This is a genomic window from Flavobacterium sp. TMP13 (assembly GCF_050847115.1).
In the GTDB taxonomy this organism is placed as follows: domain Bacteria; phylum Bacteroidota; class Bacteroidia; order Flavobacteriales; family Flavobacteriaceae; genus Flavobacterium.
This window is the reverse complement of record NZ_CP193656.1, coordinates 1,493,558-1,517,292: the sequence shown is the minus strand read 5'-3', so window position 1 is coordinate 1,517,292 and position 23,735 is coordinate 1,493,558. Positions and strand designations below refer to the sequence as shown.

Here is a 23,735-nt window from a genome sequence, read left to right as displayed (position 1 = left end):
GCAGAATTTAAAAAACAACACTACTGTTTATCGGGTTTGTGTTATATTTGTACAAACAAAAAAAATGACTCAGAAAATAACTCCATATAAAGATTCGGCTCTAGGCAAAAAAGAACAAGTAGCGCAAATGTTTGATAACATTTCGGGTGATTACGATAATTTAAATCGTGTTATCTCGTTTGGTATCGATGTGAAATGGCGTAAAAAAGTCTTAAAAATTGTCGCTGATAAAGCACCCAAAACAATACTTGACATTGCTACAGGAACTGGCGACTTAGCGATATTGATGGCTGAGACCAAAGCCGAAAAAATTATTGGATTGGACATTTCGGCAGGAATGTTAAAGGTTGGCGAAATGAAAATTAATGCTAAAGATCTTTCTAAGCGTATTGAAATGGTTTTAGCCGATTCAGAAAAAATCCCTTTTGATGACAATACTTTTGATGCTATTACGGTTGCTTTTGGTGTGCGAAACTTTGAGAATTTAGAAACTGGACTTTCTGAAATACTTCGTGTCTTAAAACCGGGTGGTGTTTTTGTGATACTAGAAACTTCAGTGCCAACCAAAGCACCTTATAAACAAGGCTATACTTTTTACTCTAAAAATATATTACCACTAATCGGTAAATTGTTTTCCAAAGACAATAGTGCTTATGGTTATTTATCTGAATCTGCAGCTGCATTTCCTTTTGGAGAAGCCTTTAACAATATTTTGAGAAAAATTGGGTTTATAGATGTTGTAGCTATGCCGCAAACTTTTGGTGTGGCTACTATATATTCAGCTTCTAAAAAATAATATGAGAAAATTAATTGTTGTTTTCCTGCTTCTGTTTGCCATTCATGCAAATTCTCAATTTACTAAAAGCATTTTTAGCAAGGATCCTATTATCAATTTAGAAACGTGGCAAAAGCAACGGCTCTATTTTGGTTATTATTTAGGATTTAACAGCTACGATTTAAAATTTGATTACAAGAATTTCGTGCCAGAAGGCACAGATATTCAGGTAAAAAAAACTATTGGATTTAATGTTGGAGTAGTAGCCGATTTACGTTTACACGAATACTTTAATCTTCGTTTTGAACCAGGATTGTACTACACCAAACGTGATTTATATTATCCAGGATTTGATCAAGAGTTAGATTATTTAAGAGAAGTAAGTAGTACGTATATTAATTTTCCGCTTTTACTAAAATTTTCTGCTTTGCGTGCTGGAAATGTTCGTCCCTATTTGTTAGGAGGAGCATCAACAACTTTAAATTTATCGGCTAATAACAAGTCTATAGACGATAATTACGATCAAAAATTTAGAGTTAAGCCGTGGACATTCAATTATGAGATCGGATTTGGAATTGATATTTTTACGGAATACTTCATCTTCTCTCCTTCGGTTAGAGGTCAATTCGGAATTGGAGACGAGCTTATTCGCGACAACAACCCAAATAGTCCTTGGACCGGGAACATAGATTCTATGAAATCAAGAGCGTTATTGGTTAATTTCACTTTTCATTAAAATATTTTACTTTAAAAGGAATTCTAAATTTATGAATTCCTTTTAAATTCACTTAAAATGATAGCTGTCGCTGTAGCAACATTTAAACTTTCTGTCTTTTGAATGTCTCCAAAACGAGGAATTGCAATTCGCTTCGACACCTTATTTTCAATCGAACCAGAGATTCCATTCGCTTCATTTCCCATAACAATAATTCCTTCTGAAGGTAATTTTGAATTATAGATTGATTCCCCATCCATAAATGTACCATAAACAGGCAAATTACTTTCTGAAATAAATTTTCCTAAATCAGTATACACTACATTAACCCTAGTAATAGAGCCCATTGTAGCTTGTACCACTTTCGGATTATACAAATCTACTGTTCCAACCGAGCACACTAGTTGCTCGATACCAAACCAATCGCACAAACGCAAAATTGTTCCTAAATTTCCCGGATCGCGAACGTCGTCTAGCGCGACAATTAGTCCCGATTGCGTCAAAGATTTTTCGACAGGAATTTTAAAAACGGCCAAGCAAGAATTAGGTGTCGTTAGCGCGCTGATTTTTTTTAGATCACTCTCTGATATTTCTGACCTCTTATGCAATGAAACCGTTTCAAAATCGTTTTGAGTAGTGAACAGATGTTCGAGCTCAAGATCAGAGTCCAAAAGCTCTTGAATTACTTTTACGCCTTCAGCAAAAAATAATTGATTGGCAAACCGGTATTTTTTTTGATGTAAACTCGATATAAGTTTTATTTGGTTTTTACTAACCATAAAATAATGTACTTTTGAATTAAATTTAGTAAATCACTTGAAAAATATTACCACAAAAATAGCTTTATTTATCTTAATAGGGATTATTATATCTGCCTGTGATAGTGTAAAACGAGTTCCTGAAAACAAAAATTTACTGACCAAAAACTCAATTTTTGTAAATGATAAATCAGTAAAGGATGAAAATGCGTACAATCAATTGTATCAAAAGCCAAATGGAAAGCTCTTAGGTTTTCGATTAAGGCTGAATCTGTACAATTTAGCAAACCTAAATCCTGACTCTACTTTTCAGGCAAAATTTGACCAAAATCCAGGTCGGTATGAGCGTTTATCCAAAATATATTCAGCTAAACAAGTAGATCGTTTAGGCAAATCTTTTTTATATTCTGGCATCAACGATTTCTTAAAAAGCACTGGAGAAGCTCCTGTAATTATTGACACGACCAAGATACAGAAATCAATGCTTCGCTTGCGATACTATTATTTTAACGAAGGCTTTTTTGATGTTAAAACAGATTATGACATTGATAGCACTGGACGAAAAAAAGCCAGAATAGATTATAAAATAAATACAGGAAGCGCTTACATTATAGATTCTGTTCGCGCTACCATAACAACACCTGCATTAGACTCATTACTTAAAACGACCAGAAGAACTAGTTTATTAGTTCCTGGAAAACAGTACAAGACTACCGATTTTGAAGAAGAAAAAAACAGAATCACAACCTATTTTAGAAATCACGGCGCCTATAACTTTCAGCCCAATTACATTTCTTTTGACATAGATACGATCGAAAAAGGCAAAAAGTTAGACATAAATATGATCATTAATGATTACTCGTATCAAGACGGAGATTCAACTAGAACAGAGCCTTTTAAATTATATAAAATAAGTGACGTTCATGTCTATACTGATTATACTGCTGCAAAAGCAAAAGGAGTTATTAGAGATAGTGCGACCTACAACAATGTACATTTATACAGTTATGAAAAATTAAAATACAAACCGCGCGCTATTGCTGATGCCGTTTTTATTAATAAAGGAGATTACTTTGCAGACAATAATACCATTTTGACCTCTCGGTATTTTAATAATTTGAAGATTTTTAATTATCCGTCGGTGCAATATGAAGTAGATAAACGAGATTCGACACGACGTTCACTCATAGCAAAAATTTATTTGACGCCACGAAAGAAATTCAGTTTTGGAAGTTCTTTGGATTTTACACACTCTAACATTCAGGATTTCGGAATAGGAATGACGATCACTCAAACGATCCGAAATGTATTTAACGGTGCAGAAACACTACAAATCTCTGCTAGAGGAAATATTGGTTCCTCAAAAGATTTTGCAAACCCCAGAAATATATTTTTCAATGCCTCTGAGTATGGAGTGGACATGAGTTTAAATTTTCCAAGAATATTACTCCCCTTTGGAACGGAGAAAATCATACCTAAAAGTATGATTCCGTCGACTGCAGCATCGATAGGCTTTTCTAAACAGAACAATATCGGTTTGGACAAAGAAAACTTCAGCACTGCTTTTACCTACAATTGGACTCCAAAAAGAAATAATACAGCACGCTTTGACTTGTTTAACTCGCAATACGTTCGAAATCTAAATCCAAGCAATTATTTTAATGTTTACAATTCGTCATATAAGTCTTTAAATGAAATTGGAAAGTTATACAACACCGATATTTCGAACATCGATGGAGATCAAAATTTAATAATAAACACTGGCACACAAGCCTTTATTGATGATGTTTTGGCAGATAGAACTGCGTTGCGATCAACCGATAAAGCCTATCAAACTGTCGAAAGCATTGAAGAGCGTAGAATGCGTTTAACAGAAAATGATTTTATTTTTGCCACAAGCTACACGTTTACAACAACGACCAAGCGAAACTTACTAGACAATAATTTCTACGTATTTAAAGCTAAAATAGAATCAGCGGGAACATTACTTTCTTTAATTTCTGACGTCGGAAATTTAAAGAGAAACGAAAATGGTAATTATCAAATTTTCAATCTTGAATATTCAGAATACATAAAAACCGAATTTGACTACATCAAACACTGGGATTTTTCACGAGAAAATGTATTAGCGGTAAGGAGCTTCTTCGGAATCGCGATTCCGTTTGGAAACGCAAATTATATTCCCTTTTCTCGCAGTTATTACGCCGGCGGATCAAACGATAATAGAGGTTGGCAACCGTACTCGTTAGGGCCAGGAAGCACGAACGCCTTAAATGATTTTAACGAAGCTAACATGAAAATATCGTTAAGTGCCGAATATCGTTTTAAAGTTTTAGGGGATTTAAAAGGAGCTTTATTTGTAGATGCTGGAAACATTTGGAATATCGCTGATATAGTTACAGATCCAGATGCGAAATTTGATAGTTTAAAAGATTTAAAAGAATTAGCACTTGGCACAGGATACGGTTTTCGATATGATTTAAACTTCTTTGTAATTCGCCTTGACTTAGGCTTTAAAGTCTATAATCCTGCAAATGAAACGGGAAGAAGATGGCTAAAAGATTTCAACTTAGGAAGCTCGGTTTTAAATTTTGGAATAAATTATCCGTTCTAATGCTAATTAATTCTTATTTTTGCAATCTTGACACTAAAAAACTAAAAACTAAAAAAGAATTACAATGGCACACAACATTAAACCCGGAGTAGCGACAGGAGATCAAGTACAAGAGATTTTTAACTATGCAAAAGAAAAAGGCTTTGCACTTCCTGCAGTAAATGTTACCGGTTCAAGTACTATAAATGGTGTTTTAGAAACTGCTGCTAAATTAAATGCACCCGTTATTATTCAATTTTCTAACGGAGGAGCACAATTTAATGCAGGTAAAGGTCTCTCTAATGCTGGAGAAAAATCAGCTATCGCTGGTGGAATCGCTGGAGCAAAACACATTCACGCATTGGCAGAAGCTTACGGCGCGACTGTAATTTTACATACTGATCACTGCGCAAAAAAATTATTGCCTTGGATTGATGGTTTGTTAGATGCATCTGAAAAACATTTTGCTGAAACAGGAAAGCCATTATTCAGTTCTCATATGATTGACTTATCTGAAGAGCCAATTGAAGAAAACATCGAAATCTGTAAAGAGTATTTAGCTCGTATGAGCAAAATGGGAATGACATTAGAAATCGAATTAGGAATTACTGGTGGCGAAGAAGATGGTGTAGACAACTCTGATGTTGACAGCTCTAAATTATACACACAACCAGAAGAAGTAGCATACGCTTACGAAGAATTATCTAAAGTAAGTCCGAAGTTTACAATTGCTGCTGCTTTTGGAAACGTTCACGGTGTTTACAAACCAGGTAATGTAAAATTGACTCCAAAAATCTTAAAAAATTCTCAAGATTTCGTTCAAAAGAAATTCAACACCGAAGCTAACCCAGTTGATTTTGTGTTTCACGGAGGTTCAGGTTCAACTTTAGAAGAAATTAGAGAAGCGATTGGATACGGAGTAATCAAAATGAATATTGACACTGACTTGCAATTTGCATACACAGAAGGTATTCGTGACTACATGGTTAAAAATATCGATTACTTAAAAACACAAATTGGTAATCCAGACGGATCAGACATTCCTAACAAAAAATATTACGATCCAAGAAAATGGATTCGTGAAAGCGAAGTTACATTCAACACAAGATTAGAGCAAGCTTTTGCTGACTTGAACAATGTAAATACATTATAAAAAAAGTGTTTTGTTTTCAGTTTTTTAAGGCTTGATTACCAACAATCACATCTTAAAAAACTGAACGCTAAACCGAATATTTGATTACTGAACACTGAATACTTGACAAATGGCTTGGTTTAAAAGACAACAAAAAGGGATTACGACCGCGACAGAAGACAAAATGGACGTGCCGAAAGGATTGTGGTACAAATCTCCGACAGGAAAAATTATCGATGCTGATGAATTGGCTCGCAACTTATTTGTAAGTCCAGAAGATGATTTTCATGTTAGAATTGGAAGCGCAACCTACTTTGAGATTTTATTTGACAACAACGAATTTGTTGAATTAGATAAAAACATGACTTCAAAAGACCCTCTGCAATTTGTTGATACAAAAAAATATGCAGAGCGTTTGAAAGACGTTATGGAGAAAACACAACTTAAAGACGCAGTTCGTACTGGAGTCGGAAAATCAAAAGGAAAAGAAGTTGTTATTTGCTGTATGGACTTCGCCTTTATTGGTGGATCTATGGGAGCGGTTGTTGGTGAAAAAATCGCAAGAGGAATTGACCACGCTATCAAAAACAAAACGCCTTTTATCATGATTTCTAAATCTGGTGGCGCGCGCATGATGGAAGCTGCTTACTCGCTGATGCAATTAGCTAAAACATCTGTAAAACTAGTACAGTTGGCTGAGGCAAAATTACCTTACATCTCTTTATGTACTGATCCAACAACGGGCGGAACAACTGCCTCTTACGCGATGTTAGGAGATATTAATATCTCTGAGCCAGGCGCATTAATTGGTTTTGCTGGTCCACGCGTGGTTCGTGATACTACTGGAAAAGATTTGCCAGAAGGTTTTCAAACTGCTGAATTTTTGTTAGAACACGGTTTCCTTGACTTTATAACACCACGAAAAGAGTTAAAAGACAAAATCAATCTATATATTGATTTGATTCAGAATAATGAAATTAGATAATTCAAAATATCCAAAAATAAAAAGGCGCAAATTTTACAATTTGCGCCTTTTTTTATTGCTTAGATTTTAAAATCTTACGATTATTACATTCCTGTTCTAATTGCTTCTACTGGATCTAATTTTGCTGCTGAAATTGCAGGTAAGATACCCGATATTAAACCTATCAGCGCAGCAAGACCAGTTCCTAATAAAACATTACCCATACCAAGCACAAAATCAAAATCAAATGCATTAGATAAGATAAATGCAATGATCCAAACCAACAATAAACCAATTAAACCACCAATTACAGAAAGGATAATCGCCTCGAACAAAAATTGAAACAAAATGAACCTGTTCTTAGCTCCTAACGATTTCTGAATTCCAATTAAGTTTGTTCGTTCTTTTACCGAAACGAACATGATATTAGCGATTCCAAATCCACCTACCAATAGCGAAAATCCACTAATAATCCAGCCTACTACATTCATCTGACCGATAATGCCGTCAATAAAATCGGTAAATCCAGAAAAAACATTGATGAAGAAATTATCCATCTCCCCTGCTTTCATCCCACGAATCGCTCTCAACTTATAGGCAACTTCTGCCTTATAGGCTTCCATGTCCACACTCTTAGTCGGCTTCAAAACAATTACAGGTGTCAGGGCATCATTATTATCTCCGTACATACGACGCATAAAATTTACCGGAATATAAATGGACGTATCATTACTATCACCAAATAAACCTGCACCTTCTTTTTTAATAGTTCCAATTACTGTAAAACGTTGGCCATACAAACGAACGTTTTTGCCAATTGGGTTTGCAGTACCAAAAAGTCCTTCGGCTATATCGTGTCCTAAAACAACTACCGCGGCTCCAGAGTTAGATTCAGACTCGTTGTAAAAACGACCTTCATCAAATTCCAGTCCTTGCACATTTATAAATTCATAAGAAGCGGGCATAACCTTTACGGCAGCAACTGTTTTAGAGTCGTACTTAATGCTTTCTCTGGCTACAAAAAGCTGGTAGCACACAGCATCTGTATTGGTCAAAGAATTTTTTAAAGCGGTGTATTCATCGTATTTTACATTCGGGAATTGTTCTCTTTTCCATTGTGGAATTTCAGAGGGACCAAATGAAAACTTCATTAAATAAATCGTGTTTTTATCTAAATTACTTAAATCTTTAGAAATTTTTCGATCTAAAGAATCTACTGCAGCTAATACGGCGATGATCGAAAATATACCAATCGTTACTCCTAACAAAGAAAGCAAAGTCCTTAATTTATTATTTCGTAAGGCATTTATGGCAAACCCAAAACTTTCTTTTAACAAGCGAAGGTAAAGTAACATAAGTATTCGTGTTTAGGTTGAAGTAAAATTCAACAAATTTTGATAAAAAACCTAATAAAAACAAGGCTACTAATAAGTACCTTTTTTTGTGAAAATGTTACATAAATTCCTTGTCTGATATAATTAAAAAAAAACTACTTTTGCATTTTATAATTTTAACTACACATGAGCACAACAAAAACTATTCAATCTGCCTTAATTTCAGTCTTTTCGAAAGATGGACTTGAACCAATCGTTAAAAAATTACACGAACAAAATGTGACCATTTACTCGACTGGAGGCACTGAAGATTTTATCAAAAATTTAGGAATTCCCGTAGTTCCTGTTGAAGATGTAACCTCTTATCCTTCTATTTTAGGTGGAAGAGTAAAAACATTACATCCAAAAGTTTTTGGCGGAATTTTGAATCGTCAAGACAACGAAAGTGATGTGCAACAAATGAAGGAATTTGATATTCCTCAGCTAGATTTAGTGATTGTTGATTTGTATCCTTTTGAAAAAACAGTTGCTTCAGGTGCAAGTGAAGAAGATATTATAGAAAAAATTGACATTGGTGGAATTTCATTGATTCGTGCTGCTGCCAAAAATTTCAAAGACACTGTAATTGTTGCTTCGATGAACGAGTACGGTTTGCTGTTGGATTTAATTACCGAGCAAAAAGGAACAACTACTTTAGAAAACAGAAAATTATTAGCGACTAAAGCATTTCACGTTTCATCACATTATGATGGCGCTATTTTTAATTATTTTAATACAGACGAAACATTTTACAAAGAAAGTATTGCTGAGGGTCAAACCCTTCGATACGGAGAAAACCCACATCAAAAAGGATTTTTCTTTGGAGAATTTGACAAAATGTTTAACAAAGTACACGGAAAAGAATTATCATACAACAACTTATTGGATGTTGATGCAGCTGTAAATTTAATTAATGAGTTTAAAAACGACGGACCCACTTTCGCTATTTTAAAACACAATAATGCTTGCGGTTTAGCTTCAAGAGAAAAGATTAGCGATGCATATGTGGCCGCTCTAGCTTGCGATCCAACTTCAGCTTTTGGCGGCGTTTTAATTGCAAACACACAAATTGACGTTGCTACAGCACAAGAAATTAATAAATTATTTTGCGAAGTAGTAATTGCTCCTTCTTACGATGATGAAGCACTTGTTATATTAGAAGAAAAGAAAAATAGAATTATCCTGATTCAGAACAATGTTGAATTACCAAATAAACAAGTTCGTACGTGTCTTAACGGATTGTTAATTCAGGAAAGAAATAATATAACCGACAATAAAGCCGACTTAAAAACCGTTACCACTAAAGCGCCTACCGAACAAGAAGTAGAAGATTTAATATTTGCTTCAAAAATCTGTAAAAACACCAAATCCAATACCATTGTATTTGCTAAAAACGGCACTTTAATTTCATCGGGAACAGGTCAAACCTCAAGAGTTGATGCATTACTGCAAGCAGTTCAAAAGGCAAAAGCCTTCAATTTTGATTTAACAGGAGCCTCTATGGCAAGTGATGCTTTTTTCCCTTTTCCTGACTGTGTTGAGTTAGCAAAAAACGCAGGAATAACGGCAGTAATTCAGCCTGGCGGATCGATTAAAGATCAGTTAAGCATTGATTATTGCAACGAAAATAATTTGGCAATGGTATTTACAGGTACGCGTCATTTTAAACATTAATTTGTTTAACTTTGTTCGTTACTAATTTATAACTTTTTAAACCCCTAAAAAACTTATGGGATTTTTTGATTTCATGACCGAGGATATTGCGATAGACCTTGGTACCGCAAACACTTTAATCATTCACAATGATAAAGTTGTTATTGATAGCCCATCGATTGTTGCCCGAGACAGGATCTCAGGTAAAATCATTGCCGTTGGTAAAGAAGCCAACATGATGCAAGGTAAAACTCATGAAAACATCAAGACCATAAGGCCTTTAAAAGACGGTGTAATTGCTGACTTTGATGCTTCTGAAAAAATGATCAATATGTTCATTAAAAGTATTCCTGCATTAAAGAAAAAAATGTTCACACCTGCCTTACGTATGATTGTTTGTATTCCTTCTGGAATTACAGAGGTTGAAATGCGCGCGGTAAAAGAATCGTGTGAACGTGTAAACGGCAAAGAAGTATATTTAATTCACGAACCAATGGCTGCGGCAATTGGTATTGGTATCGATATTATGCAACCTAAAGGAAACATGATTGTAGATATTGGTGGTGGAACAACCGAAATTGCAGTAATTGCGTTAGGCGGAATTGTATGCGATAAATCGGTGAAAATTGCTGGTGACGTTTTCACTAATGATATTGTATATTATATGCGTACGCAACACAACCTTTTTGTTGGTGAAAGTACTGCAGAAAAAATAAAAATTCAAATTGGAGCTGCCATTGAAGACTTAGAATCTGCTCCAGAAGACATGTCTGTTCAAGGACGTGACTTACTTACAGGTAAACCAAAACAAGTAGAAGTTTCTTACCGCGAAATCGCTAAAGCATTGGACAAATCAATTCAACGTATAGAAGATGCCGTAATGGAAACTTTATCTCAAACCCCTCCAGAATTAGCAGCTGATATTTACAACACTGGTATTTATCTTGCTGGTGGTGGATCAATGCTAAGAGGTTTAGACAAACGTATTTCTCAAAAAACAGATCTTCCGGTTTATATAGCAGAAGATCCTTTAAGAGCGGTAGTTCGTGGAACTGGAATGGCATTAAAAAACATTGCAAAATTTAAAAGTATTCTTATAAAATAACAAATTCAGAAAAACTATATCCCGATTTTAACTATCTCAAAATTGGGATTTAGTAATTGAATTATATAATTTTAAATAAAAAAAATGCAGCAAATTTTTAATTTCTTTATAAGAAACAGTTACCGAATACTGTTTTTGCTGCTTTTGGGATTATCGCTAGCGCTAACTATTCAATCACATGCTTTCCATAAAAGTAGAGTAATTACTTCTGCTAATTTTTTTACAGGAAATGTTTATGAAAAAATTAGTGACGTTAATGAATATTTAAACTTACGTACCCAAAACGAACAATTAGCATTAGAAAATGCGCGATTGAAGAGTTTAGTTTTCAATATTGAAGACACTCTTAAAATTCCAAATCTTGATTCTATAAAAGGGGTCAATCCATCTGATATTATTGTGACTAAGGTAATTCACAATTCGTACAATGTGCATGAAAACTTTATTACGTTAAATGCAGGTACTAAACAAGGCATCAAACCCGACATGGGTGTTATCAATAGCCAAGGTATTATTGGAATTATTGACGATACTTCACCTCGATATTCTACTGTTATAAGTATCTTGAACATGAAATCGAGAATCAACGCAAAAATTAAGAAATCCAATCATTTTGGCTCTCTAAGTTGGGACGGAAAGAGTACTGGTTTTGTTCAATTGACTGATGTCCCACGTCTGGCTTCAGTAAGAAAAGGCGACACAATTGTTACGGGTGGACAATCGGTGATTTTCCCAGAGAACATCAACATTGGAACCATCGATAAGGTATACATCGATAAAAAAACAAACTATTACACGTTGAAGATTCGCTTATTTAATGACATGACTAATCTAGGGCACGTGTACGTAATTAAGAGTAAAGACCGCGAAGAACTTATTAATTTAGAAAACAAAGGAAAAGATGAATAGTGCTTTGTTAATGAATGTTTTTCGATTCTTATTGCTACTGGCAATACAAGTAGTCATATTCAACAACATGAACTTTTTAGGTTACATTACACCGTACCCGTATATTTTGTTCATTATGTTGTATCCCGTGAACGGAAACAAATCTGGCTTACTTATCAGTAGTTTTTTATTAGGAATAGTAATGGACTTATTCTCAAATTCAGGTGGAATTCATGCAACAGCGTGTTTAATGCTCGCTTATTTCAGACCTTATATTTTTAAATTTGCCTTCGGCTTAAGCTACGAATATCAGACTATTAGAATCAATGACAACCTAACACCAGAGCGATTTTCGTTTATTTTAGTATCGGTAATTATTCATCATTTTACATTGTTTATAATTGAAGCCTTTCAATTTAATTTCGTTTTGGATGTCTTACTTCGTACCTTAGCAAGTACCGTATTTACAATACTAATTTGTATTATTTTAATTTATTTAATCAAGCCCAATAAAAGATGAGAAAAGTTTTGCTGCCAGCCTTAATAATTTTAGCAGCTGTCGTGCTTCTAACGCGCATATTCTTTTTACAGGTCATTGATGATTCTTTTAAATTAAAATCGGAAAACAACGCAATAAAAATCAAATATGACTATCCGGAAAGAGGATACATGTACGATCGTTTTGGTAAGCTTTTAGTTGCCAACCAACCTTCTTATGACATCATGGTTGTTCCTAGAGAAATTAAAAATCTAGACACTTTGGAGTTTTGCCAACTACTCAACGTTACCAAAGAAGATTTTATTAAAAAGGTAGCCAAAGCTAAAATTTACAGTCCACGATTACCTAGTGTTTTTGTTTCACAATTAAACAAATCAGAATTTGCTGCTTTTCAAGAGAAAATTCGAAAATTTGAAGGTTTCTATGTTCAAAAGCGTTCGTTACGTGATTACGAAGTAGACTATGGCGCGAATATTTTTGGATCGATCACCCAAGTAAACGAAAGCCAACTCAAAAAAAATCCATATTACAATAGCGGTGATTTAATTGGTCGTCAAGGTGTTGAGGAAAGTTACGAAGAAGTTCTACGAGGTGTAAAAGGAGTAAAATACATTCAAAAAGATAAATACAATCGAGAAATCGGTTCCTACAAAGAGGGCAAATATGATACGATCGCCGTACAAGGAGAAGACATTAACTTGTCTATAGATGCTGAACTGCAACGCTATGGCGAACAATTAATGATTAACAAACGCGGTGGAATTGTCGCAATTGAACCTAAAACAGGAGAAATACTTGCTTTGGTAACAGCGCCTTCGTATGATCCGGGTATTTTAGTAGGACGCCAACGTTCTAAAAACTATACCTTATTATACCACGACTCAATTGCAAAACCGTTGTACGACAGAGGTCTGCTAGCAGAATATCCTCCAGGATCTCCCTTTAAAATTTTAACGGGACTGATTGGCTTGCAAGAAGGAGTTATTGATGAGAAAACGACTTTTGTGTGTCATCATGGTTTCAGTTATGGTAGAGGTCGTTTTATGAAATGCCACAGTCATCCTGCAAGCCAGCAGCTAAATAATGGTATCTATAATTCTTGCAATACGTACTTTGCACAGACGTATATGCTGACAATTAACAAGTACAAAAATCCAGGAAAAGCAGTGGATGTTTGGTCCAATCACTTGAAGAGTTTTGGACTTGGCACTTTTATGGGCTACGACTTACCAACCGGTAAAAGAGGAAATATTCCGACTTCAAAAACATATGATAAAATCTACCCTAGCGGAGGCTGGAGAAGTACGACCATCGTTTCCAATTCAATTGGACAAGGTGAAGTACTAATGACCCCGATTCAATTAGCTAATATGATGGCAACAATTGCTAACCAAGGGCATTATTATACACCTCATATCATCAAAAAAATTGAAGGTGAAAAAATAGACAAGAAATATACAACAAGACACGAAACGTCCATTGATAAAAAATATTTCCCACCGGTAATTCAAGGTTTGTATGATGTGTTCAATTTTGGAACAGGAAGGTCTTTAAAAGTTTCTGGTATTGAAATTTGTGGAAAAACAGGAACAGCAGAAAATTTCGCAAAAATTAATGGCAAGAGAACTCAGTTAGAAGACCACTCTATATTTGTTGCGTTTGCACCAAAAGACAATCCTAAAATAGCAATTGCAGTTATGGTAGAAAATGGGGGATACGGAGCAGCAATCGCGGGACCAATTGCGAGCTTAATGATTGAACAGTATTTGCGTAAGAGAATTACGAGAACAGACTTAGAAACGCGCATATTAAATAGCAATTTAAAGCCAAGATATGCCATTTTGGGTGGAATGGAAGCAGGAAGTGCAGTAGAAAGCACACCAAAAGACCCAAGATTACAAGCAAAAATAATAGCAACCACGCCACCTGTACAGAAGCCAGTAAAGGTTGACACAACGAAACAAAACTAAAATTGCATTCATTTTAAATGAAAAATCAAAGCGTAAAAAATAATATTGATTGGATAAGTGTAATCATCTACATTTTTTTAGTGAGCTTGGGCTGGTTGAATATTTATTCTTCTTCCCTATCGTCTACTGATGGCACTTACGAAAAGCAACTTATATTTATTGTATTAACCATTCCGTTGATTTTTATCGTTCTGTTTGTTGATGGAAAATTTTACGAAAAATATGCAAGTATTATTTACTCTATTTCTTTACTCTCTTTACTCGGTTTATTCGCCTTCGGAAAAACAATTGCTGGACAGCGTTGTTGGTATGCCATAGGAAGCTTTACCTTACAGCCTTCTGAGTTCGCAAAGGCAGCAACAGCTTTGGCGCTAGCAAAGTATCTTAGTGACTCGCAAATCAATTTAAAAGACGTCAACAGGCAAATTCAAGCATTAGCTATTGTATTTCTACCGGTGCTTTTAATATTACCACAGCCCGATCCTGGAAGTGCACTTATTTACAGTATTTTTATAATTGTCCTTTTTAGAGAAGGACTCCCTTCCTGGTACGTATGGACTGGATTTATTGCCGTTTTACTATTTGTTTTAACATTAGTATTAGAGCCTGAATACGTTATACTAATAGCCTTATTGGTGATAGTAGCTGTTTATTTTAAAAGCAGATTGGTCGATCGTAATATTTTGGCCAGTGGTATAATTTTTACGTTAATTACCGGATTTATACTTTCAGTAGATTATGTTTTTGACAATATTTTTAAACAACACCACCGCGACCGTTTTAATATTTTACTCGGAAAAACTGTCGATCTAAAAGGTGTCGGTTACAATACCAATCAATCTGAAATTGCAATTGGTTCTGGCGGCTGGATGGGAAAGGGATTTCTTGAAGGAACACAAACTAAAGGCGGATTTGTACCCGAACAACATACCGACTACATTTTTACAACGGTTGGAGAAGAATGGGGATTTCTCGGCTCTTTTGTTGTGATAGCTTTATTTGTTGGATTATTTTTGCGCGTTATCTATTTAGCAGAGCGTCAGAAAACCAAATTTAGCCGCGTTTACGGTTATTGTGTTGCAGGAATATTATTTACGCACTTCTTTGTTAATATTGCGATGGTTATAGGCGTCTTTCCAACAATTGGAGTACCACTTCCCTTCTTTTCTTATGGTGGATCTGGATTATGGGGCTTTACTATCTTGCTGTTTATCTTCTTAAAAATGGATGCCAACAAAGTAAATGAGTGGTAGATTAATTTTTAATCCACGATTCATAATCAGCTCTTTTCTCTAATTTATTTTCGATAGCATCTTCCAAATTGTGAAAGAAATCGATACCTGTTATTGTTTCTAATTCATCAACAGCGATCACATAATCGTAAAGTGGTCTATCTGACTTTTTATTTGGAATTAAGAAAGCAATCATTTTATAATTTCCTCTAGAATGATGAAACAAAATCTTGTAAAAAGAATTTGGAACAACCACTTTTTCTGAACCTATAGTTTTACTATAATCCTTTAGCACACCTCCAGTGACCACATACAAACCCTCAAATTGCGCGGCCCAATACCTAGTTTTTTGTTCTAATCTATTCCAAATTCCACTATTGAATTCATGATTTTGCGGCGAAATATTTGACGTGAAAAAAGTATCTTCATACGCCTGCTGATCAAAATCCATATCACCAGCAGGACACAGATGTCCTTTGTCATAGCCCGAATTTTTATAATTACGCCAATCTGCAGACCCAGTAGTGACTTTGGAATCTTGAATAAAATACGGTCGTTTAAAATTATTACTCTTCAAATACTCTTTCTTTAAATTATAAAAGACCCACTCTGCCTGCTCATGCTTTTCATTGTAAGACAACGTGTAATAGGTATGTTTTACAATTTGATTCGTTGTAGAAGTCGGCATAAAGTCTAAATCCTTTTTAGAAGCAGTATTTGACTGCCCTTTCTCCTGAAAAACAGATTCTTTCCAAACATTCTGTTGCACTTCACAACTCTCCTTGCAAGCCATAAAAAGTAATAGACTAAACGCAAACCCAAATAAAATAGACATCGATTTCATACTACATCATTTATTAAAAATAAAAAGCTCCAAAAGTACTAAACTTTTGGAGCTTTAAAAAAATCAAAATTTAAGTTATGACTTATTTACTAATTTATCTTTTTTTGACTTAATAGATAATGTCTTTCCAGTCAATCCTTTTGCTTGCAAGTCATCTAAAACATTCAACGCTTCCTCTACGTAAATATCCTTAGACAATGCTTCATGCCAAGCTTCCCGTTTTTCTCTTAATGAACTGTCCTTTTTAATTTCTGCAATTTCATAAGGTAACGAAGCAAAAACAAGATTATTCTTATACTCAGAAATTGGTTTGTACTTTTTAGCTTCTGTTTCTAACTCACTTTGTGTGCGTTTAAAATCATCTATATTTAAGCTATAAGAATTCTCTTTGCTCCTAGTGTCAATCCAACGTGCATTTTCTTCCACTAATCTAAACTGCGGATTAGCGGCAATTCTCAATCTACTATTTGCAATGGCTTGATTAAAGTTATTCGCTTTTCCCCATAATGTATATTCGGCAGGATCAATTTTATCCCACGGCATTGCATTGTCAATATCACGTTCACCCATCTTTAAATAGGCATAACGATCTGGAACAACAATATCACTGTGCACTCCTTCTAGTTGTGTTGAACCACCATTAATTCTATAAAACTTTTGAGTAGTCGTTTTTAAAGCACCCAAATCTCCAATATCATTACTACGCACAAACTGATTCAAATCGATTACGTTTTGAACTGTTCCTTTTCCGTACGTTTGCTTACTTCCTAAAATAATACCTCGACGATAATCTTGAATTGCAGCGGCTAAAATTTCCGATGCAGACGCAGAAAAACCATTGACCATAATTACTAAAGGCCCAGCCCATTCAATTCTTTTGTCCTTGTCGTATAGCACTTCTTTTTTACGGCCAGCCGATTTAATTTGCACGATAGGACCTTGTTCGATAAATAATCCAGCAATATCAACTACCGTCGATAGCGAGCCTCCACCATCATCACGAACGTCCAAAATTATTCCACTTACGTTTTCTGCTTTCAAGCGCTCCACTTCCAACGCAATGTCTTTTCCAGCATCACGGCTGTCTTTATTTTCAAAATCTATATAAAATTTAGGCAAGTAAATAACACCGTATTTCAAACCATCCTTAGTCACGATACTTGATTTCGCATAGGTCTCTTCAATTTCCACAATATCACGAATTATTGAAATTACCTCAATCGTTCCATCTACCTTTTTAACAGTTAGTTTAACTTCAGTTCCTTTATGACCTTTGATCTTCTTTACCACATCGTCCAAGCGCATACCAACTACATCAACAGCTTCGGCGTTGCCTTGAGCTACTTTTAATATTAAATCTCCGGCTTGCAATTGTTTTCCTCTCCACGCTGGTCCGCCAGAAATCAATTCTGAAATTTCGGTATAATCGTTTTTCTTTTGCAAACGTGCACCAATTCCTTCTAATTTACCGCTAATATTTACATCAAAACGCTCTTTATCTTCTGGAGCTAAATAACTAGTATGTGGATCAAAACGAGACATAATTGAATTTACATACACTGAAAACCAATCTTTGCGATTCAAATCGTCAATAAAGTCAAAATATTCATCTAAAGATTTTAAAGAGTTATCTCTAGTTTCTTTCTCTAAGACTGCAAATGATTTTACTTGATACGTGGCGTCTTTTGCTTTTTTATCTTCTTCAATTTTCTCTTTAGTAACTAACGAAGAAAGTGTCGATAATTTAACTTGCTTTCTCCATTTTTCATTCAGTTCGGCGCTCGTTTTCGCATAGGGAGTATGCTCATAATCAGTATTAAAACTTTCACTTGTTTTATAATCGAAAGGGGTCGCTAATACTGCTTTGTATCGTTTCTTACTTTCTTCCATACGGCGTTGCAAACGCGTGTACGTTAAGTTAAAAAAAGTAAGGTCTTTATTCAAAAACTGATCATCCAGCAACAATTCAAATTGCGAAAATTCATCAATATCAGACTGTAAAAAGAAACGTTTGGAAGGATCTAGCCCTTCAATATAATCTTTATAAACTCCTTTTGAAAAAGCATCATTTATAGGCGCTGGGCTATAATGTCCTTTTTCGATGACAAAGGCCAACAGCTCCAGCAATACTTTATCGCTATCCCCTCCTTCACCATCAATCGTATCTTTTGTGTTCATTTTGAACGCGAACAAAGTCGCCGAAAGCAAAACAACAGCTAAGATAATTTTATAATTTCTTTTCATAAACTCAATTAAAGCATTCATCCAAAATTTTTAGTCTAATTTACATTAAAAACGACGTGTTAAAAAAAAGCACGCCACAATTTTTTGTTAAAGATAGACAAATGTTTCTCTATCAAAAACGTCTTGTACGAACACTTTAAAAATATATTACTTTTAAGTAAATATAAAGAAATGGTGTCTGTACATTTGCAGAATGACCTGTTTTACGTCTTATATAAGAAATTACAAAAATATACAAATGAAGTATAAAAAGCCACTGATATTAGTAACTAATGACGACGGAATTTCGGCACCAGGCGTCCGCGCTTTAATTGAAGTAATGAGTGAAATTGGAGAGGTTGTCGTAGTTGCCCCAGACAAAGCGCAAAGTGCAATGGGTCACGCAATTACCATAAACAATACTTTGTATTTAAACAAAATTTCGAAAGATGATGCCGAAATTCCTGAATACAGTTGTTCTGGAACACCTGTCGATTGTGTAAAATTAGCAGTAAATGAAATACTTAAAAGAAAACCAGATTTATGTGTTTCAGGAGTGAATCACGGTTCAAATTCCTCGATAAACGTAATTTATTCGGGAACAATGAGTGCTGCAGTTGAAGCTGGAATCGAAGGAATTCCTGCCATAGGATTTTCTTTACTGGATTATGACTGGAATGCCAATTTTGAAGAAATAAAATCATTCATTAAAAAAATTACTTTAGAAACGCTGGCAAATGGCTTAGCAAAGGGTGTTGTATTAAATGTAAACTTTCCTAAACTTGCTAAAAAAGAAATAAAAGGAATAAAAATATGCCGACAGGCCAATGCACTTTGGGTGGAGAAATTTGACAAAAGACAAACGCCTTCGGGTAAGGATTATTACTGGCTTTCGGGTGAATTTGTCAATCAAGATCAAGGCGAAGATACTGACGAATGGGCTTTAAAACACGGCTACATTTCTATCGTACCCGTTCAATTCGACTTAACTGCACATCATTTTAAACAACAACTTAACACTTGGAACTGGAATGAATAAAAAAGATTTTATTATCGGACTTTTTAGCGGAATTGCAATGGCACTTATTGGAACCATACTATTTATTATTCTTTTTACCGACTTACCTTTTAGAGAAAGTTATCTTGCTATAAAAAGCAATAACCATTTAGGAAAAGTAATTACATTGGGCACAATTCTCGATTTAATTCTCTTTGCTTTTTTGCTAAAAAAGAACAAAGAAAGCATGGCAAAAGGAGTTATTGCTGCAGTGCTGTTACTCACTTTTTTCACTTTGATTATTTAATTTTATATTTGTAAAACTCTTTGGAGCTTCACTTTTAATTCTCAAAAAATGAAATACTACATTATTGCTGGAGAAGCTTCGGGCGATTTGCACGGATCTAATTTAATGAAGGCTTTGTATAAAGAAGATCCGACCGCTGAAATTCATTTTTGGGGCGGTGATTTAATGCAAAAAGCAGGCGGAAATTTGGTAAAACATTACCGTGACCTAGCTTTTATGGGTTTCGCTGAAGTAGTATTTAATTTAAAAACTATTTTAAGTAATATTGGCTTTTGCAAAAAAGATATTTTAAAATTCAAGCCTGATGTATTAATTTTTATTGATTACCCGGGATTCAATATGCGAATTGCAAAGTGGGCAAAACGTTTAGGATACAAAACATACTATTATATATCGCCACAAATTTGGGCTTGGAAAGAAAACAGAATTACAGCAATTAAGAGAGATATCGACAAGATGTTTGTAATCTTGCCATTCGAAAAAGACTTTTACGAAAAGAAGCATAATTTTCCAGTAGAATTTGTAGGCCATCCCTTGATTGATGCGATACATAATCAATCGGCATTTGATGAAAAAAAATTTAAAGAAGAAAATAATTTATCTGATAAACCGATCATTGCCATTTTACCAGGAAGTCGCAAGCAAGAAATCACAAAAATGTTGCAAGTAATGCTTAGTGTTGTTCCTGATTTTAAAGAATATCAGTTTGTAATTGCTGGTGCTCCTAGTCAAGATTTTCAGTTTTACGAGCAATTCATTGATCATAAAAACATTACGTTTGTTTCCAACAAGACGTACGATTTATTGCGCAGTTCAACTGCTGCTTTGGTAACTTCTGGCACGGCAACCTTAGAAACTGCACTATTCAAAATCCCAGAAGTAGTCTGTTACAAAGCCAACGCAATTTCGTATCAAATTGCCAAACGCATAATTACGTTAAAATACATTTCGTTGGTTAACTTAATTATGGATGAAACAATTGTAACTGAATTGATACAAGACGACTGCTCTACCAAACGCATTAAAGAAGAATTAAATAAAATACTAGAACCAACTTACAGAGCAAAAGTGTTAAAAAAATACGACGAACTAGAGTCGAAATTAGGTGGTTTAGGTGCTAGCGAAAAAACGGCACATTTAATTGTAGAAGCATTAAAAAATTAATCTTTTGAAGAAAATCACACTAATAGTAATCGCTCTTGCGCTCTTTACTGCTTGTAAATCGACTGCACCAACAGCAACAAGTAGTACTTCCGATACATATAAAGTTACTACTGATTTAGTTAACACAGCTTCGAATAATTTGGGAGCCAAATATAAATACGCAGGAACTACTAAAGCGGGTTTTGATTGCTCGGGATTAGTTTACAACACTTTTCAAACAAAATCGATATCATTACCTCGAAGCTCTTACGAACAATCAAAAATCGGAACTATTATTTCGATAAAAAAAGCGCAAAAAGGAGACTTGATCTTTTTTAAAACAAACAACAGTTCCAAGATAAATCATGTGGGTTTAATTACAGAAGTCACTGCAGAAGAAATAAAATTCATACACTCCTCAACCTCTAAAGGAGTTATTATTTCTTCAACAAAACAAAATTATTATAAAAATAGTTTCGCGCAGATTAATCGAGTAATAAATTAAGCGTATTTCTTACTAAATTTTATTATTTTAGCAGCGATGAAACTGCTACAATTTCCTTTAACTAAACTTATAATTTGCTTTATTTTAGGCATTTTATTTTCGTTTGAAGTATTTTTAGATACTGACAAAAACATTCTTTTTTTGTTTTTGCTTACCGTTATTCTTGCTTTCTTAAATTATCTGCACAAGCAAACGATACTATTTGGCGTACTCACTTGCTTCACTGCTTTTTCAGCAGGATCTGTTGTCTACAACTTGCAGACACAAAGCAAACAACAAACAAACTATACGAACTACCCTAAAGCCTTTAAGGAAGATGTCTATCTGCAAGTTGTAATTAGAGAAAAATTAAAATCAAATTCATTTCATCACCGATACATCGGCACAATACAAAGCATTGACAATAAAAACTACACGGGTAAAATTATCCTAAATGTCAAAAAAGACGTTAGCGACAAACAATTTAAAACTGGGTTACTAGTAGCAACGAAGGAGAAACTAGTACCAATTGCAACACCTAAAAATCCGTTTCAGTTTAATTATGCGCAGTACTTAAACACCAAGCAAATTTATGCTCAAGTCTATTGCAGTCCCACTTCTTTACTAAATTCAAACTCCTACCGAAAAGACATTTGGTATTACTGTGACGAGATACGATCGAGAATAATTGAAAATTTAAAAGTAAATGGCTTAAATAATGATGAATTAAACGTCGCCATTGCTTTACTCCTAGGCCAAAGACAAGATATAAATGCAGAGACAATTACAAATTACCAATTTGCTGGAGCCACACATTTACTAGCTGTTTCTGGCCTGCATGTTGGATTTGTATTATTATTTATTAATTTCTTCTTGAGTCGGATCCCTAATTCCAAACGGAACAACTTTGCAAAATTATTATTAACATTAGTTTGTTTGTCTTTCTACGCTATTCTAACAGGGCTTTCTCCCTCTATAGTTAGAGCCACGTTAATGTTCTCTGCATTTGCGATTTCAGATTACTTAAAACGACCTAGCAGTACGTATCACACTTTATTACTTTCGGCATTTTTAATTCTTCTATTCGATTCTAACAGTTTATTTGATGTTGGTTTTCAGTTGAGTTATAGTGCCGTATTTTTTATTGTTTGGATGCAGCCTTTATTTAAAAAATACAGACCACAACATTACTTTTTTTCGAAAGTATATGATTTACTAACCGTATCTCTAGCGGCACAATTAGGAACATTACCACTTTGCCTCTACTACTTTCATCAATTTCCAGGACTATTTTTTATAACTAATTTGGTTGTAATACCGTTAGTATCTATAATTATGTATGTTGGAATTATTACAATTATTTTAGCTTTAATCGGAATTCCTTCTTTCCTACCTTGCAAAATACTGCATTACTTAATTATATATTTGAATAAATTCATCGCACAAATCGCCTCCTTTAAGCATTTTGTGATCCAAGACATTTCTTTTTCAAGCATTCTAATGTTAAGTGCGTTTCTGCTGATTGTTACTTTTGTATTTTATCTTAAAAAAGCAAATTATCCCAATCTAATAGTTATGGGTATTGCTCTTGTCTCACTGCAGCTAGTTTTAATTTATGAAAAAATAAAAACAGAAAGTGAATCAGAAATGATCGTATTTAACAGCCCTAAACAAACGATCATTAGCTTAAAGAAAGGCAATCAAATTACAATTTTTCAATCTCTAAACACGACTGAAACATCAAATAGTGATTGGGACACCAAGCCCTATCTAACAAAAAACACAGCTAAGATCACCATTAAACAAATGCCTAATTTTCTTTTCTTCAACAATCATAAAATACAAATAATTGATAGCTCTAGTTTTTTTATCGACACAATTGCATCTGACATCGTAGTACTTCGCGAATCGCCAAAAGTAAATTTAGAGCGTTTACTTAAAGCTACATCAGCAAAATTAGTCATAGCTGACGCAAGCAATTCTAAATATATTGTGGATAGTTGGAGACAAACCTGTGCTGCTAAAAAAATCCCATTTCATACAACGTATGAAATGGGATACTACAATATTCACTAAAAAA

General features: G+C 34.4%; 20 protein-coding genes. 16 read left to right on the top strand and 4 right to left on the bottom strand.

Going from position 1 to position 23,735, the window contains the following annotated elements; all coding sequences use genetic code 11:
- The first annotated feature begins 64 nt into the window (after window positions 1–64).
- Complete coding sequence (gene ubiE, locus ACRASX_RS06615; protein ID WP_432222837.1) at window positions 65–796, top strand: bifunctional demethylmenaquinone methyltransferase/2-methoxy-6-polyprenyl-1,4-benzoquinol methylase UbiE; 732 nt, start codon at window positions 65–67, stop codon at window positions 794–796.
- Between the two features lies 1 nt (window position 797).
- Entirely contained in the window at window positions 798–1,511 is a 714-nt protein-coding gene (locus ACRASX_RS06610) for a porin family protein (RefSeq protein WP_432222836.1), read from the top strand.
- A 29-nt stretch (window positions 1,512–1,540) separates the two neighbouring features.
- Here ACRASX_RS06610 and ACRASX_RS06605 read toward each other — a convergent pair whose 3' ends face one another.
- Window positions 1,541–2,269 (bottom strand): TrmH family RNA methyltransferase, encoded by a 729-nt coding sequence (locus ACRASX_RS06605; protein WP_432222835.1) that lies wholly within the window; start codon window positions 2,267–2,269, stop codon window positions 1,541–1,543.
- Window positions 2,270–2,306: 37 nt separating this feature from the next.
- On the opposite strand from ACRASX_RS06605, the gene ACRASX_RS06600 reads away from it, so the two are divergent.
- The 3 genes from ACRASX_RS06600 to accD all read left to right on the top strand — a co-directional run bounded on the left by ACRASX_RS06600 (window position 2,307) and on the right by accD (window position 6,958).
- Window positions 2,307–4,862 carry a BamA/TamA family outer membrane protein gene (locus ACRASX_RS06600; RefSeq protein ID WP_432222834.1) on the top strand — a complete coding sequence of 852 codons (2,556 nt, stop codon included), beginning with the start codon at window positions 2,307–2,309 and terminating at the stop codon, window positions 4,860–4,862.
- 64 nt (window positions 4,863–4,926) lie between these two features.
- Entirely contained in the window at window positions 4,927–5,994 is a 1,068-nt protein-coding gene (gene fbaA / locus ACRASX_RS06595; RefSeq protein ID WP_066312915.1) for a class II fructose-bisphosphate aldolase, read from the top strand.
- Window positions 5,995–6,103: 109 nt separating this feature from the next.
- The gene (accD, locus tag ACRASX_RS06590) at window positions 6,104–6,958 is read left to right on the top strand and encodes an acetyl-CoA carboxylase, carboxyltransferase subunit beta (RefSeq protein WP_066312913.1); all 855 of its coding nucleotides are present in this window, start codon (window positions 6,104–6,106) and stop codon (window positions 6,956–6,958) included.
- Between the two features lie 83 nt (window positions 6,959–7,041).
- Here accD and ACRASX_RS06585 read toward each other — a convergent pair whose 3' ends face one another.
- On the bottom strand, window positions 7,042–8,292 hold the full coding sequence (locus ACRASX_RS06585) for an ABC transporter permease (RefSeq protein ID WP_066312910.1): 1,251 nt from the start codon (window positions 8,290–8,292) through the stop codon (window positions 7,042–7,044).
- Between the two features lie 165 nt (window positions 8,293–8,457).
- On the opposite strand from ACRASX_RS06585, the gene purH reads away from it, so the two are divergent.
- The 6 genes from purH (at window position 8,458) to rodA (ending at window position 15,678) form a co-directional block, all read left to right on the top strand.
- Window positions 8,458–9,984, top strand: coding sequence for a bifunctional phosphoribosylaminoimidazolecarboxamide formyltransferase/IMP cyclohydrolase (gene purH / locus ACRASX_RS06580; RefSeq protein WP_432222833.1), 1,527 nt, complete (start codon window positions 8,458–8,460; stop codon window positions 9,982–9,984).
- Between the two features lie 55 nt (window positions 9,985–10,039).
- On the top strand, window positions 10,040–11,068 hold the full coding sequence (locus tag ACRASX_RS06575; RefSeq protein WP_066312904.1) for a rod shape-determining protein: 1,029 nt from the start codon (window positions 10,040–10,042) through the stop codon (window positions 11,066–11,068).
- 84 nt (window positions 11,069–11,152) lie between these two features.
- Window positions 11,153–11,977: a rod shape-determining protein MreC gene (gene mreC / locus ACRASX_RS06570; protein WP_066312901.1), complete on the top strand. Its 825-nt coding sequence runs from the start codon at window positions 11,153–11,155 to the stop codon at window positions 11,975–11,977.
- Complete coding sequence (locus ACRASX_RS06565) at window positions 11,970–12,476, top strand: rod shape-determining protein MreD (protein ID WP_066312898.1); 507 nt, start codon at window positions 11,970–11,972, stop codon at window positions 12,474–12,476. The genes mreC and ACRASX_RS06565 overlap by 8 nt, the downstream gene beginning before the upstream one ends.
- Window positions 12,473–14,425, top strand: coding sequence for a penicillin-binding protein 2 (gene mrdA / locus ACRASX_RS06560; RefSeq protein ID WP_432222832.1), 1,953 nt, complete (start codon window positions 12,473–12,475; stop codon window positions 14,423–14,425). The genes ACRASX_RS06565 and mrdA overlap by 4 nt, the downstream gene beginning before the upstream one ends.
- A 17-nt stretch (window positions 14,426–14,442) precedes the next feature.
- Window positions 14,443–15,678: a rod shape-determining protein RodA gene (rodA, locus tag ACRASX_RS06555; RefSeq protein WP_432222831.1), complete on the top strand. Its 1,236-nt coding sequence runs from the start codon at window positions 14,443–14,445 to the stop codon at window positions 15,676–15,678.
- Window position 15,679: 1 nt separating this feature from the next.
- Here the strand turns inward: rodA and ACRASX_RS06550 are convergent, their stop codons facing one another.
- Together ACRASX_RS06550 and ACRASX_RS06545 are read right to left on the bottom strand one after the other, a co-directional pair.
- Window positions 15,680–16,501, bottom strand: a complete 822-nt coding sequence (locus ACRASX_RS06550; protein WP_432222830.1) for a DNA/RNA non-specific endonuclease — start codon at window positions 16,499–16,501, stop codon at window positions 15,680–15,682.
- 75 nt (window positions 16,502–16,576) lie between these two features.
- Complete coding sequence (locus tag ACRASX_RS06545; protein ID WP_432222829.1) at window positions 16,577–18,766, bottom strand: carboxy terminal-processing peptidase; 2,190 nt, start codon at window positions 18,764–18,766, stop codon at window positions 16,577–16,579.
- A gap of 217 nt (window positions 18,767–18,983) precedes the next feature.
- On the opposite strand from ACRASX_RS06545, the gene surE reads away from it, so the two are divergent.
- The 5 genes from surE (at window position 18,984) to ACRASX_RS06520 (ending at window position 23,731) form a co-directional block, all read left to right on the top strand.
- Entirely contained in the window at window positions 18,984–19,763 is a 780-nt protein-coding gene (gene surE / locus ACRASX_RS06540; protein ID WP_432222828.1) for a 5'/3'-nucleotidase SurE, read from the top strand.
- Window positions 19,756–20,028 carry a hypothetical protein gene (locus tag ACRASX_RS06535; RefSeq protein WP_432222827.1) on the top strand — a complete coding sequence of 91 codons (273 nt, stop codon included), beginning with the start codon at window positions 19,756–19,758 and terminating at the stop codon, window positions 20,026–20,028. The genes surE and ACRASX_RS06535 overlap by 8 nt, the downstream gene beginning before the upstream one ends.
- A 48-nt stretch (window positions 20,029–20,076) precedes the next feature.
- Window positions 20,077–21,192: a lipid-A-disaccharide synthase gene (lpxB, locus tag ACRASX_RS06530; protein ID WP_432222826.1), complete on the top strand. Its 1,116-nt coding sequence runs from the start codon at window positions 20,077–20,079 to the stop codon at window positions 21,190–21,192.
- 4 nt (window positions 21,193–21,196) lie between these two features.
- On the top strand, window positions 21,197–21,676 hold the full coding sequence (locus ACRASX_RS06525) for a C40 family peptidase (RefSeq protein ID WP_432222825.1): 480 nt from the start codon (window positions 21,197–21,199) through the stop codon (window positions 21,674–21,676).
- A gap of 141 nt (window positions 21,677–21,817) precedes the next feature.
- Window positions 21,818–23,731: a ComEC/Rec2 family competence protein gene (locus ACRASX_RS06520; RefSeq protein WP_432222824.1), complete on the top strand. Its 1,914-nt coding sequence runs from the start codon at window positions 21,818–21,820 to the stop codon at window positions 23,729–23,731.
- Window positions 23,732–23,735: the final 4 nt, after the last annotated feature.